Below are 17,240 nucleotides of genomic sequence, written 5' to 3'. Positions count from 1 at the left end.
CGACATTCATGACCACGAACCTGGTGCTGCAAGGACCGCAGGCTGACCAAGAGACCCTCGAGCGCCTGGCGCGCCTGGCCGAGCCGCAACGATTGACCGCGCTCGGCGCCCACGCACTGCGCGCCGAAGGCGTGCGCCACGACGGCGCGCTCGCGCAGGAAGTCGCCGCCGCCGCCTTCGAGGCCGGCGTCGACGCCACCTTCATCGCAGCCGGCCGCAAACTGGCCGACTTCAGGCTGGTGGCGATGGACATGGACTCGACCCTGATCACCATCGAGTGCATCGACGAGATCGCCGACATGCAGGGCCTCAAGCCGCAGGTGGCGGCGATCACCGAAGCCGCGATGCGCGGCGAACTCGATTTCGCCGAGAGCCTGACGCGGCGCGTGGCCCTGCTCGAGGGCCTCGAAGCGGGCGCGCTGCAGCGCGTCTACGACGAGCGCCTGCGCATCTCGATGGGCGGCGAAGCGATGCTGCAGGCGGTGCGGGCGGCCGGCCTCAAGACCCTGCTGGTGTCGGGCGGCTTCACCTTCTTCACCGACCGCCTCAAGCCGCGCCTGGGCCTGGACCACACCCACGCCAACGTGCTGGAAGTCATCGATGGCCGGCTGAGCGGCCGGGTGCTTGGCGCCATCGTCGACGCCGAGGAAAAGAAGCGCACCGTGGAGCGGATCTGCGCGCAAATGGGCATCGCGCCATCGCAGGCCATCGTCATGGGCGACGGCGCCAACGACCTCAGGATGATGAGCGTCGCCGGCCTGTCGGTGGCCTTCCGCGCCAAGCCGGTGGTGCGCGAGCAGGCCGACGTCGCGCTCAATTTTTCGGGCCTGGACGGCCTGCTGGCCATCCTCGCCTGACCTTCCCACATGCCTGCCCGGCGCCGCAGACGGCGCCGGGACCACCGGCTTGCCGCTCGTCGGCCATGTCCGTGCGGCGCTTGCCGCACCGCTGTTCCTGGGCATCTGCTGATTTTTAGAATTGGCAATCCTTCCCATCAGAAATCCGCACGACACAGCGCAAACTATGTACGCGACCGGACACGCGCGGCGCGCGCTCTGCGCTATCGTGAATGCGCGCTCGCACCGCGATCGCACGTTCCGTCCAGGATCTTCTTCAGGAGCCCGCCATGTCCCTTCCGGATTCCAGTGCCTCCGATTCTCCCCCCACCCCTTCCGCATCGCACTTCAAGGGCGACCATGGCGTCGACCGCAACCGACGACGCATTCTGCTCGGCGCGCCGGTCCTGGCCGGCGCGCTGGCCGCGCCGATCGCCGACGTACGGGCCCAGGCGGGCCAACCCGAGCGCTGGAGCGCGGGCTGGGGCTGCGCGCCGGCCGGCCCGCCGCCGTCCGCCTCGATGCTGACCTTCACCGACCAGACCTTGCGCCTGATCGTGCGCACCAGCCTCGGCGGCGACCGCGTGCGCATCCGGCTCTCGAACGAGATGGGCGATACCGCGTTGCGCCTGGCCAGCGCCCATGTCGGCCTGCGCGCCGGCGGCGCCGTCGTCACCGCCGGCACCAGCCGCCAGCTCACCTTCGCCGGGCGCACCGCCGTCGTGATTCCGGCCGGCGCGCCGGTATTGTCCGATCCCGTCTCGCTGCCGGTGGCGCCGCTGGCCGACCTCGCGATCAGCCTGTATTTCCCCGGCACGGTCCAGGCGAGCACGATCCATAATGCCGCCTACCAGGCCAGCTACGCCTCGACCACGGGCAACTTCGGTGCCCAGGCCTCGTTCCCGGTCCAGCGCGCGTTCGCCTCCTGGCCCTTCCTCACCGAGGTCGACGTCGACCGCGTGGCGCCGGTGCTGGTGGCGGTGGGCGATTCCGTCACCGACGGCGTGGGCAGCACCTCGAACGGCAACCGGCGCTGGCCCGATTTCCTGGCGCGCCGCATCCAGGTCGAACTCGGCAGCAACCGGATCGGCGTCGTCAACCGCGGCATCGCGGCCAACCGCCTGCTGGCCGACACGCCCACCACCTTGTTGGCCGGCAAGGACTTGCTGGAACGTTTCGACCGCGACGTGCTGTCCACGGCCGGCGTACGCGGGCTGGCGGTGCTGATCGGCATCAACGACATCGTCTACAGCCCTTCATCGGCGCCGATCCCGGTCGACGACCTGATTGCCGGCTACCTGCAACTGGTGGCGCGCGCCCACCTGCACGGCATCCCGGTGCTCGGCGCGACCCTGCCGCCCTTCCTCGGCTTCGTCTACTACACCCCGGCGCGCGAGGCGGTGCGGCAGGCGGTCAACGCCTGGATGCGCAGCGCGCTGCCGTTCGACCTGCTGGCCGACGTCGACCTGGCGCTGCGCGATCCCGACGTCCCGCAGCGGCTGCGCGCCGCGTACGACAGCGGCGACCGCCTGCATCCGAACGATGTCGGTTACGAGGCGCTAGCAGCGACTGTGCCACTGCCGGCGCTGTCCGCGCTGATGGGTGCGTGACGGGGGGGCCTGGCGCGGCGCGGCGCGGCGCCGTGTAACAGGGTGTAATTCCCCAGCACAGTGGCCCAGCAGCCCGTATGATGGCAGTATCAGGAGGGCTGTCATGAAAAATATTGCCATCATTCTCGGGTCGCTCGGCCTGCTGGCCGGCTGCGCCGCGCCCGGCCCGACTTATACCTATACGCAACCATCCGCCCCCAGCCAGTGGCGGGTCGTGTCCGTCACCCCGGTACCGGTCGGCACCGGCGCCCAGGTAGCGGCCTCCGGCCAGGGCGGAGTCGTGACCTCGACGCCGATCGCGACTGCGCCCCCCGGTTCGGGCTGGACGACGACGTCGGTGACGCCGGTGTATCGCAACCAGCAGCCGGTGATCGCGCAGCAGCAACCGGGGTGGGTGCAGCAGCAGCCGGTCTACGTGCCGCAGCCGGTGGTCGTTCAGCAGCCGCGCTACTGGTATCCGCCGATCTCGATCGGCCTGGGCTTCGACTTCGGCCGCAGCAGCTGGCATGGTCACCGCCATCGCGGCTGGGGTGCGCATATCGGGACGCGCTGGCCTTACGGCTGGTAACGGCTGCCTGACGGCTGGTCAGAAACAAAGCCGGCTGACGCCGGCTTTGTTTCTTATCCTCGCCTGATGAAGCACCGTGTTGCCACGAGGCAGCTGAGCCACTCCAGCCCCAAGGCCCTTGCTCACCGGACAGCTAACTGGCGGTCGGGATACTCGGGCGGCGGGACCCGCCGCGAGGACCAATGCGGCATCAGATCGGCACAAGTGCATCTTGGTTAAATTCCAACTGAGACATTTTGTCTCGATGTATGGAGTTTGCTTTCCAGTAGTATGCATCCCTGCGTCGGCTTCTGCGCCGACATGGAAAAGCGCCTGGGGCCACGTACCTCAAGATAGTCTCAAGTCATAGCCTGGAAGTACTCAACATCATGGAATGGATCCCTGTCGTCTTCGTCATCTTCAAGGCGCTCGTGTTAGGCGCGGGTATGTTCTATGCCATCAAATGGCATTACGACCAGGGACGAAAAGGGAAGATCGAGGAAAGGCGCGCGGTGCTGCGCGCGGCCGGCAAGGTGGCGGCCATTTTCTTGCTGTCGCTGCTGGCCCTGGCGATCATCACCTACCTGATCGTCACCAGGCTCAGCCTGAACCTGGGCCTATCCTGATGGCGACGCATCGTCAACCCGTGTGAGGCATTTCCAGCACTGACTCTCGCTGGCGACGCGGTGGCCGGCGTGATGCCGGAACGCCCCGGACCGCGCCAGGCCCGAACGGCGATGCCACGAGCGCCGGGAGCGCCACGCTGCCTCCCGGCCAATCGCCGTCCACCGGCAATCAATGCCCGTGCTGGCGCTCGTATTCGTCCGCTTCGGCCTTGTTGGCGTGGACGATGCCGTCCGGATGCTCCGGCGGGGTGTACAAGGTGTACAGGCGCATCGGCTCGGTCTTCGAGGTATTGATGACGTTGTGCTCGGTGCCGGCCGGGATCACCACCGCGACGCCGTCTTCCAGCTTGTGTTCTTCGCCGTCCAGCAACGCCACGCCCTCGCCCGCTTCGACGCGGATGAACTGGTCGTGGCCATCATGGTGCTCGAGCCCGATCTCCTCGCCCGGCTGCAGGGTCATGATGACCAGCTGACTGCGCTTGGTGGTGTAGAGCACTTCGCGGAAGTTGTTTCCTGCAAGCGTTTTTTCTTCGATATTGATGCTATAGCCCGACATGGGATTCTCCAGGATGCCGCGCGCGGGACCACACTGCGCGCGGTGGTTCAAGGGCGGCTGATGCCGCTCTGTCATCGATTGTATAAGAGCCGGACGGTTCGTGTACAGGCAACGGCCCGTGCTCCGCGCCCGCTCCCCATGCATTCCGTTTCAGCCTGCGCCGAACAAGTCGTGAGCGTCGAGGATCGCCCAGGCGATCTCGGGCCGCTCGGCCAGGCGCCGCCGCACCGCCGCCGGCACCGACTGGCGGATCTTCTTGCACAGTCCGGGACGCTCCTCGAGCACCACCAGGATGCCACGCACCGTGCGCACTTCGTTGGGGCCGGGCGCGATGCGCAGCTCGCTGCCGATGTTGTTGCGAACCAAGTTCTGCACGTGGCGCAGGTCGGCGTAGCTGTCGACGCGCCCGATGCGCTCGATCAGTTTCAACTCCTGCTGGCGCGTGATCATAAGGGGCCGCTGGTCGGCCGCCGGGTCGGCCAGCACCCTTTCGCGCGCACACACGCAGGCGCCCGGCGGGCAGCCGACCCGCAGGGGCATGCCGGCGGCAAACGCCGGGGAATCGGATGTTGCTGGGGCAGACGTAGTTACGCTCACTAGTCACGCTCAAAGATGAAAGTCGGTTTCCTCGGGAGATTCTACATCGGCAAGGTCGTCCAGGGCGCCTTTCTCGCGCTGGCCCAGCGCCGCCAGCAGCGCCGCCATGCGCTCGTAGTGCGAGCCTTTCCAGTAGACCCGCAGGCAGTTGTCGCACGTGGTAAAGCTGTCGTGCAGCGCGCGCACCGACGCCGGCAGGCGCGCGAGCACGCTGGCCTTCGCGACCGCGCGCAGCGGCAGGTTACAGTGCAGGCACAGGGAGAATGGACGCGCGCCGCCGGCAAGGTCGAGCCGCTCGAACAGCTCCCGCAGTTGCCGCGGCGGATCGAGGGCATGGACGTAGCAGCCATGCACGATCGCGCGCCGCTTGAGCAGCGCGCGATCGCGCGTCAGGACGATGCGGTCGTCATTGGCGGCCAGGTCCTCGATCTCGTCGTCACGGTAATGGTTGTCGTACAGCGTATCGTAGCCGGCCATGCGCAACAGGCGCGCCAGGCCGCCCAGGTGCGCGTCGGCGACGAAGCGCATGCGCGCGCGCGCTCGCTCACGCAGCCAGTCCAGTCCCGGGCCGCCATGCGGGCCGGCCGCAGGCAGCGCGAAGCGCGCATACACGGCAACGTGGTCGCCCTCTTGCAGCATGCGGTCGAAGCCGCTTGGTTCGCCATTGACCAGCACCATCTCGACCTCGGTATGCGGTACGCCGAGCGCCTCGATCATGTGCTTGGCGGTCGACCGCCGCGCGCAATCGGCGGCGAAGGCGCGGCCGCGCCGCTCGCGCGGCAGGAATGCGCCTAGTTCCTGATAAAAACGAAAAGTCGCGGTCACCATGATGGCGGCAGTATCGCAAGATCGTGACCTGCCTGCACCAATTATCGGTGCATCAGTTCCAGGGCATTCGGGACGGAAGCGCCCTCCGCCGTATTATCGAAGATACACCACACCTGGCGTCCCTGGGCGACCAGCGCGTCGAATTCGGCGCGCCAGCGTGCGATCTCTTGTTGCGGATAGCGCGAGTAGTAGATGCGCGGCACGCCATGCAGGCGCACGTAGGCCGCGCGCTCGCTGGTGGGCTCGTGCGGTCCCGGCTGGCCGGCGGCCGGATCGGCGATCACGCGGATCACGCCGCTTTCGCGCAGCAAGGCAGTGGCCGGCTGCGAGAACCAGCTGGCGTGGCGCGCCTCGAAGGCGATGCTGCAGCCGAAGCGCTCGCGCAAGCCGTCGAAAAAAGCCTGCGCCGGCGCGTCGGTGAAGCCGAAGCGCGGCGGCAGCTGCACCAGCAGGCAGCCGAGCTTGTGGCCCAGCATGCCAGCCTCGCGCTGGAAGCGGTCGAGCTGCTCGTCGACCCCGACCAGGCGCGCCTCGTGCGTCATGGCGCGCGGCACTTTGACGGCAAAGCGAAAATCGTCCGGCACGCTCGCGGCCCAGCGCGCGTAGGTCTCCGGCTTGTGCGGCTTGTAGAAAGAGGAATTGATTTCCACCGTGGAAAAGACGGCGGCATAGCGCTCCAGCTGGCTTCCCTCGAGGGGGAAAGCGTCGGCGCAGGGTTTTGGCAGGCTCCAGCCGGCGCAGCCGACGAGCAGGCGCCCGGGCGATTCGGATTGAGGCATCGGACTTTCGCGATCATGTTGTTTCCCCAATTCTATGCAGGTCGGGCCGGGCGCGGCGCATGGCAGGGGCGGCGACGGAAATGCGCGGTGCCGCTTACAATACCGCGATCGTTCCACATGAAGGAGAACACCATGAGCGACCAGCTCCACATCGTCTGCCCGCACTGCGATGCGGTCAACCGCATGCCGCAAGCGCGGCTGCAGGACGCACCTACTTGCGGCAAATGTTCGCGAGCCATTTTTACTGGCCAGCCGCTGGACGTCGACAGCGCCCGCTTCGAGCGCCACATGGGCCGCAACGATATCCCGGTGCTGGTCGACTTCTGGGCCGAATGGTGCGGCCCTTGCAAGATGATGGCGCCGGCGTATGCCCAGGCCGCCCAGCGCCTGGAACCGCAGGTGCGCCTGCTCAAGGTCGATACCGAGCGTTCGCAGGATTTGTCCGGACGCTTCGCGATCCGCAGCATCCCGACCCTCGCGTTGTTCCGCGGCGGACGCGAGATCGCGCGCCAGTCGGGCGCGATGGATGCGGGGCGCCTGGTGGCGTGGGTGCAGCAACATGTAAGCTGAATCCTTGGCCATTCCGGCCGACAAGATCCGGCGCCTTGCGGTCGACGCTGCTACAATGACAACGAACGGGACCGATCCCGTCCTTCATGAGGAGCCACTATGTCGCAAGAACTGGTTTTGGAGCGGGGCGTCGAGGACAACAAGCAGTGGGCGCGCATCCTGTACGTCATCCACGCGCTGACCTTCTTCTTTTCGCTCGGGATGCTGTCGATCATTCCGGTGATCATCAACTACATCAAGCGGCCGGAAACCGTGGGCACGATGGTCCACAGCCATCACACCTGGATGATCCGCTCGTTCTGGTGGTACGTGGCCTGGATGGCGGTCGGCGGCGTGCTGTTCATCACCGTCATCGGCATTCCGATCGCCTACTTGCTGTGGTTCGTGGTCTGGGTCTGGAAGGCCTACCGCCTGGTGCGCGGTTTCCTCGACCTGAACAGCAACCGGGCGATGCCGGTATAAAACGAATGGGGCCGACAAGGCCCCATTTTATTTATAGCTGTCCGAAGGCCCGTTCCAGATCGGCGATCAGGTCGTTCGGGTCTTCCAGGCCGACATTGAAGCGCACCAGCACGCCGGGATCGATCCACTTGTCGCGCAGGCTCTTGATCCGGTATGGCATCACCAGGCTGTTCGGCCCACCCCAGCTGTAGCCGATGCCGAACAGGCGCAAGGCATCGACCATGCGATCGACCCGGGCCTCGTCATGACGGGGATCGAACACGACCGAGAACAGTCCACCGGCGCCGGTAAAATCCCGTTTCCAGAACGCGTGGCCGGGGCAATCCTCGAACGCCGGATGCAGCACCTTGCTCACCTCTGGCCGCGCCTTGAACCAGGCGGCCAGCGTCCGCGCGCTCGCGTCGTGGCGCTCGAAGCGCAGCTTCATCGTCGGCAGGCCGCGCTGCACCAGGTAGGCGTCGTCCGGGCTCACGCCCATGCCCAGCCGCATATGCGCCTGCGCGATGCGGTCGTTGAGCGCCTTGTCACGGGTAATCACGGCGCCCATCAACAAATCCGCTCCGCCCGACTGGTACTTGGTCAGCGCATGCATGACGATGTCGGCGCCGTGGTCGAAGCCGCGCAGCGCCAGCCCGGCCGCCCACGTGTTGTCCAGCGCGACGATCACGCCGCGCGCGTGGGCTGCCTGGCACAGGGCCGGCAGGTCCGGCACCTCCATCGACACCGATCCCGGCGCCTCCGTCCACAGCAGCCTGGTGTTCGGCTGGATCAGCTCGGCGATGCCGGCCCCGATCATGGGATCGTAGTAGCGCGCCGACACGCCGAAATCCTGGGTCAGCCAGCGCCCCAGCTCCCGGTTTGGGTTGTAAACGTTTTCCGGCAGCAAGACGTCATCGCCGCTCTTGAGCAAGGCGAAGTCGACCATCGCGATCGCCGCCAGGCCCGATGGCGTCAACAGGCAATGCGCGCCGCCTTCGATCTCGGCCAGCTTGGCCTCGAGGGTGAACGTGGTCGGCGTGCCGTGCAGGCCGTAGGTATAAGCCTGCTTGTCGCGCCACTCGGTCGAGCGCATCGCCGCGGTGTTCGGAAACAGCACCGTGGAGGCGCGATGGATGCCGGGAGGGAAGGCATCGAAGCCGCTCGGCGCGACGTAGTCGCTATGGATCAGGGTGGTCTGGATCGACTTCTCGTTCATAGGACTCGCAGGCGCCGGGGTGGGTGTCAGTGCGTCAGAGCGGGTTGGCCCACAGGTCGTGGGCGTCGGCGCGGGTAATGACCACGTCGGCGAACTGGCCGACCGCCAGCTTCTGCTTGCCCGGCACCAGCGGCCGCTTGATGTGGACCACGCCGTCGATTTCGGGCGCATCCGCGCTCGATCGACCGATGGCTTCGCGCGGGCCGACCTCATCGATCAGCACGCGCAGGGTCTTGCCGACCTTGGCCTGCAGACGCTTGGCCGAGATCTCCTCTTGCAGCAGCATCACGCGCGCGCGGCGTTCTTCGCGCACCGCTTCCGGCACCGGATTGGCCAGCTCGTTGGCCGTCGCGCCTTCGACCGGCGAATAGGCGAAGCAACCCAGGCGGTCGATCTGCGCTTCTTTCAGGAAGTCCAGAAGGTACTCGAACTCGGCCTCGGTCTCGCCCGGGAAGCCGGCGATGAACGTCGAGCGGATCGTCAGGTCCGGGTTCATGCTGCGCCACTTGAGGATGCGCTCGAGGTTCTTCTCGCCGCTGGCCGGGCGCTTCATGCGCTTGAGGACGTCCGGGTGCGCGTGCTGCATCGGGATGTCGAGGTAAGGCAGCACGTGGCCGTCGCCCATGAACGGGATCGCGTGGTCGACGTGCGGGTAAGGATAGACGTAGTGCAGGCGCATCCACGCATCGTACTGGCGCGCCAGCTGGCCCAGCGCTTCGACCAGCTGCGTCATGTGGGTCTTGATCGGACGGCCGTTCCAGAAGCCGGTGCGGAACTTGACGTCGACGCCGTAGGCCGACGTGTCCTGCGAAATCACCAGCAATTCCTTGACGCCGGCCTTGAACAGGTTCTCGGCTTCGATCAGGACTTCGTCGATACGGCGCGACACCAGATCGCCGCGCATCGACGGGATGATGCAGAAGCTGCAGCGGTGGTTGCAGCCTTCGGAAATCTTCAGGTAGGCGTAGTGCCTGGGGGTGAGCTTGACGCCATGGTCCGGCACCAGGTCGATGAACGGGTCGTGCGGTTTCGGCAGGTGCAGGTGCACCGATTCCATCACCTCGGTCACGGCGTGCGGGCCGGTCACGGCCAGCACCTTCGGGTGCACCTTGGTGATGATGTCGTCGCCCGCGGCGTCCTTCTTGGCGCCCAGGCAGCCGGTGACGATCACCTTGCCGTTCTCGGCCAGCGCCTCGCCGATCGCGTCGAGCGACTCCTGCACCGCGGCGTCGATGAAGCCGCAGGTATTGACGATCACCAGGTCGGCGCCGTCATAGGAGTTGGCGGTCTGGTAGCCTTCGGCGCGCAGCTGGGTCAGGATCTGCTCGGAATCGACCAGCGCCTTCGGGCAGCCGAGCGAGACGAAGCCGACCTTCGGCGCCGCATTGGCGCTTGACCCCGCACCCGCGGCCGGCGTCGGCATGACGATGGCCGGGGCCTTGGCGGCGGCTGCGGGGCTGGCGCTGGCGCTAGGGTTGGCAGAAGGATTACGACGAAGTTCGGGCATGGGCGGACGACAAATGATTTGGGCAATCCGCGATTGTACCTGAACCCGGCCCCCTGTTGTTGCCGGGGGCGGGAATGCCGGCATCCGAACGGGCCGGCGAGTGTCGCGTCAAACCGACGCGACGGTTATTTCTTGTCCGGCGGCGGCGTCATCCCCGGGAAAGGGAACGCGCCAAACATCGCCTTGCTCTGGTTCTGCATCTGCTCCTGCATCTGCAGGAACAGGTTCTTGCTCTGGTCGATATAGTTGTTCATCATGCCCTGCATCATCGGACCCTGGACGTTCATGAACTGGGTCCACATCTCGGGACTGAACGGCTTGCCTTCAAGGGCGCCGGCGGCATTGCTGGTGAACTTGTTCTGGATGTCGGTAAACGCCTGGACGTTCTTTTCCAGGTAAGAACCCATCATGCCCTGCATCGCGTGGCCGTAGTAGCGGATGATCTGGGCCAGGACCGAGCTCGAGAACATCGGGACGCCGTTGGCTTCCTCTTCCAGGATGATCTGCAGCAGGATGCTGCGGGTCAGGTCTTCATTGCTTTTGGCATCGACCACGGTGAACTCGTCGGCATCGAGCACGAGCTGTTTGACGTCGGAAAGCGTAATGTATGAACTGGTCTGCGTGTCGTACAAGCGACGGTTCGGGTATTTCTTGATCAGGCGTTCCGTACTTTTCTTCACACTGCTCATTTCTCGTTCCATAGGTTGCGTCGCGGCTTCGTGAGCCTCGTACTTAGAATTGTGTGCGCCGGCATGACCGGTTCGTCTCCTGTCCATCCGCTGCCAGGTCGGCAATGGGCGGACAGCAGACACCATACCATGCAATTGACGCAGGTGCAGCAATTACAAGTTTAATCACTGTATTGGCTTTTCTGTCAACGATCCGGCGTTCAATCGGCACGCGCCTTGACGTAGCGTCCGGGCGCCGGTTCCAGCGGCGTGTATTGCGCATTGCCGGGCGCCTCAGGCGCGCTCACCTCGGCGCCGCCATGTTGCGCCAAAAATTTCGCCCATTCCGGCCACCAGCTGCCCTTGTGCTCGACCGCGCCGTCGAACCAGGCGGCGTCGTCCAGGGGCGACGGGTTGCCCGCCGTTTTGCCGGCCGCCTTGCCGCCATCGTCGTTGACCCAGTAGCTGCGCTTGTTCTTCGCCGCCGGGTTGATGACGCCGGCGATGTGGCCCGAGGCGCCCAGCACGAAACGGTTCGCCTTCGGGTTCCCGGGATTGAGCAGCCCCATCGAGACATAGGCCGCCTGCCACGGCACGATATGGTCTTCCTTCGAGCCGTACATGAATACCGGCGCCTCGATCTTGCCCAAGTCGACCGGCACGCCGCACACGGTCAGCGCGCCCGGGGTCTTGAGCTTGTTTTCGAGATAGGTGTTGCGCAGGTACCAGCAGAACATCGGCCCCGGCAAATTGGTGCTGTCGGCATTCCAGTACAGCAGATCGAAGGCCGGCGGTTCCTTGCCCTTCAAGTAGTTTTGCTGGACATAGTTCCATACCAGGTCGTTTGGACGCAGGGCCGAGAACGTCGTCGCCAGGTCGCGCCCCGCCATCAGCCCGCCGCCGCTCAGGGTCTGCTCGCGCAGCGCCACCTGGGCTTCGTCGACGAACACTTCCAGCAAGCCGGCGTCGGAAAAGTCGAGCAGGGTCGTGAGCAGCGTCAGGCTGGCCGCCGGCTGGTGGCCGCGCGCAGCCAGCACCGCCAGCGCGGTGGCGGCGATCGTGCCGCCGACGCAGAAGCCGAACACGTGGGCCTTCTCTTGCCCGGTGATCTCGCGCACGACGTCGAGTGCGCGCAGGGCGCCCGTTTCGACGTAATCGTCCCAGCGCAGGTGCGCCTGGCTACGGTCCGGATTACGCCAGGACATCATGAATACCGTATTGCCCTGCTCCACCGCGTAGCGTACCAGCGAATTCTCGGGCTGCAGGTCGAGGATGTAGAACTTGTTGATGCACGGCGGGATCATCAGCAGCGGCACGCTGTGCACGGTCGGCGTGGCAGGGGTGTACTGGATCAGCTGAAACAGCTCGTTCTCGAACACCACCTGGCCCGGCGTGTTGCCGACGTTGCGGCCGACCTCGAAGGCGGATTCGTCCGATTGCGAGATGCGACCCTTCTGCAGGTCGGCCAGCATATTCGCCAGGCCCTTGGTGAGACTCTCCCCCTTGGTGTCGAGCAGCTTCTTCTGCGCTTCCGGATTCGTTGCAAAGAAATTGGCGGGCGACATGGCGTCGACCATCTGCTGCACCGCGAAGCGGATCTTCTGGCGCTCGCGCGGGCCGGTCTCGACCGCATCGACCAGCGCCAGCATGCATTCGGAATTGAGCAGATAGGAGGCGGCCGCGAACGCCGACAGCGGATTCGCCGTCCATTCGGACGCCGAGAAACGCCTGTCATGCAGCTCGGGCGTCTTGCCCGAGACGAAGTCTTGCCACAGCTGGGCGCCCTTCTTGAGATAATCGTCGCGGATCGATTCGAGCTTGAGCTGGTCGACGCCGGCCCCGGCGTCTGTCAGGAACCCGGCCAGCGGATGGGCCGCTGCCGGTGTCGTCGTCAAGGACGCCATCTTGGTCCAGCCTTCCCAGGCCTTGGGATCGGTGAACTGGGACAACCAGGTGGCGGCAAAAGCTTGCGGGTCGGGCATGTTCATGTGGGCATCCGTTGTTAGAATCTCGTCTCTTCAACCAGGAAACAGAACATCATGTGGATCGTGGCCATCGCGTGGATATACGTTGTCGTACTCATGGCGGCGACCGAACCGACCGTGGTCGGCGGGATCATGACGTTCGTATTCTATTGCGCAGTGCCATTATCCATTCTTTTCTATCTGACTGGCGCAAGGCGGCGTCGGCGGCGCGGCCGAACGGCGGTGCAAGGCCGGCGCACACCCGGGGAGAACGGTGGAAATGAGGATGCCGCCGGCCCATCCGGGGCGGATGGCGACGGCGACTGAACAGTATCAGGCAGATCGCCGCTCTGTCACTTGATCCAGATCAAGCTGGCTTGCCGCCCGGTGACCCCGTCGCGGCGGTAGGAATAAAAGCGCTCCGGTGCGCTGGCGGTGCACAGTCCACCCCCATGGACGCGTTCGACGCCGTCGCGCGCCAGCATCAGGCGCGCCAGGGTGAACATATCGGCCAGGTATTTACCCGGACGGCCCGGATAGTCACGGAAGCACGCGCGCGTTGCCTGCCGCGGGATGGCCGCCACGAAAGCGTCCGCCACGTCCTGCCCCACCTCGAAGGCGCCGGGACCGATGGCCGGTCCCATCCAGGCGGTGATCTCGCCGGCGCCGGCCGCGCGCATGGCGCTCACGGTCGCGCCCAGCACCCCACCCGCCAGGCCGCGCCAGCCGGCGTGGGCCGCGCCCACCACCTTGCCGCCCAGGTCGGCGAACAGCACCGGCAGGCAATCGGCGGTGAGAATGGCGCACACGACGCCGGACGCGGTGGCGATGCTGGCGTCGCCTACGCGCATGTCGCCCGTACAAACCGGCCGGTCCGGCCCCACGCTCGCGGCGTCGACCACGTCGGCGCCATGCACCTGGGCGATCCAGGCCGGACGGCCCGGCAGCCAGGCTTGGAGGCGGTCGCGGTTGGCGCGCACGGCCTCGGGGTCGTCGTTGACGTGCAGCCCCAAGTTCAGGCCGCCGCCGCCCTTGCCGTCGTCATACGGCGCGGCGCTGACGCCGCCGTCGCGGCCGGTGGCCAGCGCGCCGACCGAGGCGGGCAGATCCGGCCATTCGGGCCACACCAGGTCGGCCCCGGCAAGCGCTCGGTGCGTCATACGCGGTAGGTGACGACGCCGCCGTCGTCATCCTCGTCGTCGATTTCCCTGCCGACGTCGCCATCTTGCGGCTCTTCGATGCCGGCCTGGGCGATCAGCGCGGCGAAATCGTCGGCCAGCGGCACCGTCCATTCGCACGGTTCGCCGGTGCCTGGATGCACCAGGCCGAGACGGCGCGCCTGCAGCGCCTGGCGGTGGAAGACGGGCGTCAGGTGACGCTTGCCATAGACCGCGTCGCCCACCAGCGCGAAGCCCAGCGACTGCATGTGGACGCGGATCTGGTGGGTGCGGCCGGTCTCCAGCCGGCAGCGCACCAGCGACACCGGACGCCGATCGAGTTCGCCCGTGACGACGCGCTCGTAATGGGTGATCGCCGGCTTGGCGAACGGGCTGTTCGAGACCGCCATCTTGACACGGTCCTTGGCGTCGCGGCCCATCGGGCTGTCGATGGTGCCGGAGGCGCGCGGCGTGCCCCACACCAGCGCGAAGTATTCGCGCTTGACGGTGCGCGCCTGCAGCTGGCGCACCAGGTCGGTCTGGGAGGCCAGGGTCTTGCCGACCACCATCAGGCCGCTGGTATCCTTGTCCAGGCGGTGCACGATGCCGGCGCGCGGCACGCCCACCAGCTGCGGGCAGTGGTGCAGCAGGCCGTTGAGCAGCGTGCCGTTCCAGTTGCCCGAGCCGGGATGCACGACCAGGCCGGCCGGCTTGTTGACGACGATGATGTCGTCGTCCTCGTGGACGATGTTCAGCGCCATCGGCTCCGGCGCGAACGCCGTGTCCTCGGGCGCGGCCTGCGGTTCGACGACGATCGTTTCGTCGCCGTACGCGGTGTCCTTGCCGCGCGCCGGCTTGCCGTCGACCATGATGTGGCCGCTGTCGAACCATTGCTGCAGGCGGCTGCGCGAAAACTGGGGCACGAGGCCGGCCACCACCTTGTCGAGGCGCTGGCCGCAGTGTTCCTCGTGCAGCGCGAGCGTGATCGGCGACAGGTCGATGCCGGGCGCGGGGGCGAACCCGACCTCCAGTTCATCGTCAAAATCAGGGTCAATAGGTAAATCCGCCGAATCCGGCGCAGGAGTTAATATCACGTCAGTCCCATCGGCTATAATCAGCCGTTCGTTGAATCTAGGTAAAACTTCTCTGCAAAAAGCTATGCAAAAAAAATTGTCTGTGTTGGTCGCAACTTGCGCCCTCGTCGGCCTCTCGGCATGCAGTGTTCTGCCGAAGGCTGCCGACGAATCCAAAAACTGGTCGGCGGAGAAATTATACGCTGAGGCGCGCGAGGAGATGGCCGGCGGGCACTACGAAGCCGCGATTCCGCTGTTCCAGCGGCTCGAAACCAACTTCCCATTCGGCGTCTATGCAACGCAGGCGCAGATGGAGATCGCCTACGCCCACTACAAGGCGGGCGACCAGGCCGAGGCGCTGGCCGCCGTCGAGCGCTTCATCAAGCTGCACCCGAACCACGCCCAGGTCGACTACATGTATTACCTGCGCGGCCTGGTCAATTTCAACGACCAGCTCGGCTTCTTCAGCTTCGTCTATGAGCAAGACCCGACCGAACGCGATCCGCGCGCAACCCGCGAAGCGTTCGCCGCCTTCAAGGCCCTGGTCGACAAGTTCCCGAACAGCAAATATGCGGCGGACTCGATCGAGCGCATGAGCTACCTGATCAACGCGATGGCGCAGTACGAAGTGCACGTGGCGAATTACTATTATCGCCGTGGCGCCTACCTGGCGGCGCTCAACCGCGCCCAGGATGCGGTGACCAACTACAGCGACGCGCCGGCGCGCGAAGAAGCGCTGTTCATCATGATCCGCAGCTACGACAAGCTCGGCATGCCGCTGCTGCGCGACGATACCCAGCGCGTGTTCCTGCTCAACTATCCGAACAGCCAGTTCCTCAATCCGAATGCGCGCGGCGAAGCGCCGTGGTGGAAGTTCTGGGCCAAGAGCGGGCCGAAGCCGTCGCCGAAGGACGCGGTCGAATGATCGCAGCGCCGGCGCCTACGGGCGCCGGCGTTCCTTCCGGCTCAGGCGTCGATACGCCGGCGGAACACCCAGGCGCGCTCTTTGGAAGCGCCCGCTTCGTAGGCATAGCCGTCGACGTCGAATTCCTTGAGCTGCTCCGGATCCGTGATGCCGCGCTCGGCCGCGTAGCGCGCCATCATGCCGCGGGCGCGCTTGGCAAAGAATGAAATGATCTTGTACTGGCCGTTTTTCCAGTCCTGGAACACCGGCTCGATCACCGGCGCATCGAGCAGCTTCGGCTTGACCGACTTGAAGTACTCGGTCGAGGCCAGGTTGACCAGCGCCGTGGACCCGGTCTCGGCCAGCTGGCGGTTCAGCGCCCCGGTAATGGTCTCGCCCCAGAACGCATACAAATCCTTGCCGCGCGGCGTCGCCAGCCTGGTGCCCATCTCGAGGCGGTAGGGATGCATCCGGTCCAGCGGACGCAGCAGGCCGTACAGGCCGGACAGGATGCGCACGTGGCGCTGCGCATACGCCAGCCCTGGCGCATCCAGGCTGGGGGCGTCGAGGCCGGCATACACGTCGCCGTTGAAGGACATGATGGCCGGGCGCGCCTCGGCATGGTCGACCTGCCAGTGGGCATAGCGGCCGACGTTGAGCATCGACAAGGCATCCGACAGATCCATCAGCTCGCTGATCCGGGCCGGCGAATAGTCGCGCAGCACATCGATCAGTTCCGCGGCCTGCGGGATGAAGTCGGGCGTGGTATGTTGCTTGGTGGTCAGGGGCGATTCGAGATCGAGCGACTTGGCGGGGGACAGGACAATCAGCATGAACGAACAGAAAATTTCCGCAAATAAACAAGCTACATGATAACCGCTCCAGCCGATTCCATCGTCAACAACACCATCGTCATCGACACCAACGTCCTGCTCGACCTGTTCGTGTTCCACGATCCGCGCTGGGCCGAGCTGCTGGCCGCCATCGAAGCGAATGAGGTCGATGCGGTCACGCGCGCCGAATGCCGCGCCGAATACCTCGCCGTGCTGCGCTACCCGCACCTGCCGCTGGACGAGGCCGGGCGCGAACAGGCCGCGGCCCGCTTCGACGCCCTGCTGCGCCTTGTTGCGCCGGACGCGAAACCGGTCCGCCTGCCGGTGTGCACCGACCGCGACGACCAGAAATTCATGGAACTGGCGCGCGACGCCGGCGCCGCGGTCCTGATCAGCAAGGACAAGGCCTTGCTCAAGCTGGGCCGCAAGACGGCGCAGGCCGGCCTGTTTCGCATCATGCTGCCCGAAGCCTGGCTCAAGGCCAGGGCCGAAGGCACGCTAGAATAAGCCAACATCCTCTTCACGATC

At 65.9% G+C, this 17,240-nt stretch carries 19 protein-coding genes; 8 read left to right on the top strand and 11 right to left on the bottom strand.

Annotated features, from left to right (window positions below):
• Positions 1–8 precede the first annotated feature (8 nt).
• From serB to ACZ9AQ_RS10900, 4 genes are all read left to right on the top strand, one after another.
• Complete coding sequence (gene serB / locus ACZ9AQ_RS10915) at positions 9–857, top strand: phosphoserine phosphatase SerB (protein WP_429204828.1); 849 nt, start codon at positions 9–11, stop codon at positions 855–857.
• Positions 858–1,126: 269 nt separating this feature from the next.
• Positions 1,127–2,446 (top strand): SGNH/GDSL hydrolase family protein, encoded by a 1,320-nt coding sequence (locus ACZ9AQ_RS10910; RefSeq protein WP_429204827.1) that lies wholly within the window; start codon positions 1,127–1,129, stop codon positions 2,444–2,446.
• A gap of 103 nt (positions 2,447–2,549) precedes the next feature.
• Positions 2,550–3,014 carry a hypothetical protein gene (locus tag ACZ9AQ_RS10905; RefSeq protein WP_429204825.1) on the top strand — a complete coding sequence of 155 codons (465 nt, stop codon included), beginning with the start codon at positions 2,550–2,552 and terminating at the stop codon, positions 3,012–3,014.
• Between the two features lie 368 nt (positions 3,015–3,382).
• Entirely contained in the window at positions 3,383–3,619 is a 237-nt protein-coding gene (locus ACZ9AQ_RS10900) for a hypothetical protein (protein ID WP_429204823.1), read from the top strand.
• A gap of 169 nt (positions 3,620–3,788) precedes the next feature.
• Here the strand turns inward: ACZ9AQ_RS10900 and ACZ9AQ_RS10895 are convergent, their stop codons facing one another.
• The 4 genes from ACZ9AQ_RS10895 to ACZ9AQ_RS10880 form a co-directional block, all read right to left on the bottom strand.
• Positions 3,789–4,175, bottom strand: coding sequence for a cupin domain-containing protein (locus ACZ9AQ_RS10895; RefSeq protein ID WP_429204822.1), 387 nt, complete (start codon positions 4,173–4,175; stop codon positions 3,789–3,791).
• 150 nt (positions 4,176–4,325) lie between these two features.
• Positions 4,326–4,715 carry a hypothetical protein gene (locus tag ACZ9AQ_RS10890; RefSeq protein WP_429204820.1) on the bottom strand — a complete coding sequence of 130 codons (390 nt, stop codon included), beginning with the start codon at positions 4,713–4,715 and terminating at the stop codon, positions 4,326–4,328.
• 66 nt (positions 4,716–4,781) lie between these two features.
• On the bottom strand, positions 4,782–5,600 hold the full coding sequence (locus tag ACZ9AQ_RS10885; RefSeq protein ID WP_429204818.1) for a Mut7-C RNAse domain-containing protein: 819 nt from the start codon (positions 5,598–5,600) through the stop codon (positions 4,782–4,784).
• Positions 5,601–5,641: 41 nt separating this feature from the next.
• Entirely contained in the window at positions 5,642–6,379 is a 738-nt protein-coding gene (locus ACZ9AQ_RS10880) for a DUF72 domain-containing protein (protein ID WP_429204816.1), read from the bottom strand.
• 132 nt (positions 6,380–6,511) lie between these two features.
• On the opposite strand from ACZ9AQ_RS10880, the gene trxC reads away from it, so the two are divergent.
• Together trxC and ACZ9AQ_RS10870 are read left to right on the top strand one after the other, a co-directional pair.
• Complete coding sequence (gene trxC / locus ACZ9AQ_RS10875; protein WP_429204815.1) at positions 6,512–6,949, top strand: thioredoxin TrxC; 438 nt, start codon at positions 6,512–6,514, stop codon at positions 6,947–6,949.
• A gap of 99 nt (positions 6,950–7,048) precedes the next feature.
• Positions 7,049–7,411, top strand: coding sequence for a DUF4870 family protein (locus ACZ9AQ_RS10870; RefSeq protein ID WP_429204813.1), 363 nt, complete (start codon positions 7,049–7,051; stop codon positions 7,409–7,411).
• A gap of 31 nt (positions 7,412–7,442) precedes the next feature.
• Here the strand turns inward: ACZ9AQ_RS10870 and ACZ9AQ_RS10865 are convergent, their stop codons facing one another.
• The 6 genes from ACZ9AQ_RS10865 to ACZ9AQ_RS10840 all read right to left on the bottom strand — a co-directional run bounded on the left by ACZ9AQ_RS10865 (position 7,443) and on the right by ACZ9AQ_RS10840 (position 14,996).
• Positions 7,443–8,606 (bottom strand): cystathionine beta-lyase, encoded by a 1,164-nt coding sequence (locus tag ACZ9AQ_RS10865; RefSeq protein WP_429204812.1) that lies wholly within the window; start codon positions 8,604–8,606, stop codon positions 7,443–7,445.
• 34 nt (positions 8,607–8,640) lie between these two features.
• The gene (gene rimO, locus ACZ9AQ_RS10860; RefSeq protein ID WP_429204917.1) at positions 8,641–10,029 is read right to left on the bottom strand and encodes a 30S ribosomal protein S12 methylthiotransferase RimO; all 1,389 of its coding nucleotides are present in this window, start codon (positions 10,027–10,029) and stop codon (positions 8,641–8,643) included.
• Positions 10,030–10,238: 209 nt separating this feature from the next.
• On the bottom strand, positions 10,239–10,802 hold the full coding sequence (gene phaR / locus ACZ9AQ_RS10855; RefSeq protein ID WP_429204810.1) for a polyhydroxyalkanoate synthesis repressor PhaR: 564 nt from the start codon (positions 10,800–10,802) through the stop codon (positions 10,239–10,241).
• A gap of 200 nt (positions 10,803–11,002) precedes the next feature.
• Positions 11,003–12,769 carry a class I poly(R)-hydroxyalkanoic acid synthase gene (gene phaC / locus ACZ9AQ_RS10850; RefSeq protein ID WP_429204808.1) on the bottom strand — a complete coding sequence of 589 codons (1,767 nt, stop codon included), beginning with the start codon at positions 12,767–12,769 and terminating at the stop codon, positions 11,003–11,005.
• A 329-nt stretch (positions 12,770–13,098) separates the two neighbouring features.
• Positions 13,099–13,905 carry a peptidoglycan editing factor PgeF gene (pgeF, locus tag ACZ9AQ_RS10845; RefSeq protein WP_429204806.1) on the bottom strand — a complete coding sequence of 269 codons (807 nt, stop codon included), beginning with the start codon at positions 13,903–13,905 and terminating at the stop codon, positions 13,099–13,101.
• A complete protein-coding gene (locus ACZ9AQ_RS10840) occupies positions 13,902–14,996 on the bottom strand; it encodes an RluA family pseudouridine synthase (protein WP_429204804.1) in 1,095 nt (364 codons plus the stop codon). The genes pgeF and ACZ9AQ_RS10840 overlap by 4 nt, the downstream gene beginning before the upstream one ends.
• Before the next feature lie 64 nt (positions 14,997–15,060).
• Here ACZ9AQ_RS10840 and ACZ9AQ_RS10835 point away from each other — a divergent pair, with 64 nt between their 5' ends.
• Positions 15,061–15,900 (top strand): outer membrane protein assembly factor BamD, encoded by an 840-nt coding sequence (locus ACZ9AQ_RS10835; RefSeq protein WP_429204803.1) that lies wholly within the window; start codon positions 15,061–15,063, stop codon positions 15,898–15,900.
• A 41-nt stretch (positions 15,901–15,941) separates the two neighbouring features.
• Here the strand turns inward: ACZ9AQ_RS10835 and yaaA are convergent, their stop codons facing one another.
• Positions 15,942–16,712: a peroxide stress protein YaaA gene (gene yaaA, locus ACZ9AQ_RS10830; RefSeq protein WP_429204801.1), complete on the bottom strand. Its 771-nt coding sequence runs from the start codon at positions 16,710–16,712 to the stop codon at positions 15,942–15,944.
• Between the two features lie 36 nt (positions 16,713–16,748).
• Here yaaA and ACZ9AQ_RS10825 point away from each other — a divergent pair, with 36 nt between their 5' ends.
• Positions 16,749–17,219: a putative toxin-antitoxin system toxin component, PIN family gene (locus ACZ9AQ_RS10825; RefSeq protein WP_429204799.1), complete on the top strand. Its 471-nt coding sequence runs from the start codon at positions 16,749–16,751 to the stop codon at positions 17,217–17,219.
• Positions 17,220–17,240 lie beyond the last annotated feature (21 nt).

The organism is Massilia sp. UYP34 (assembly GCF_056279385.1).
Note: the sequence above shows the minus strand (reverse complement) of the source record. Positions and strands in the feature narration are given on the sequence as shown.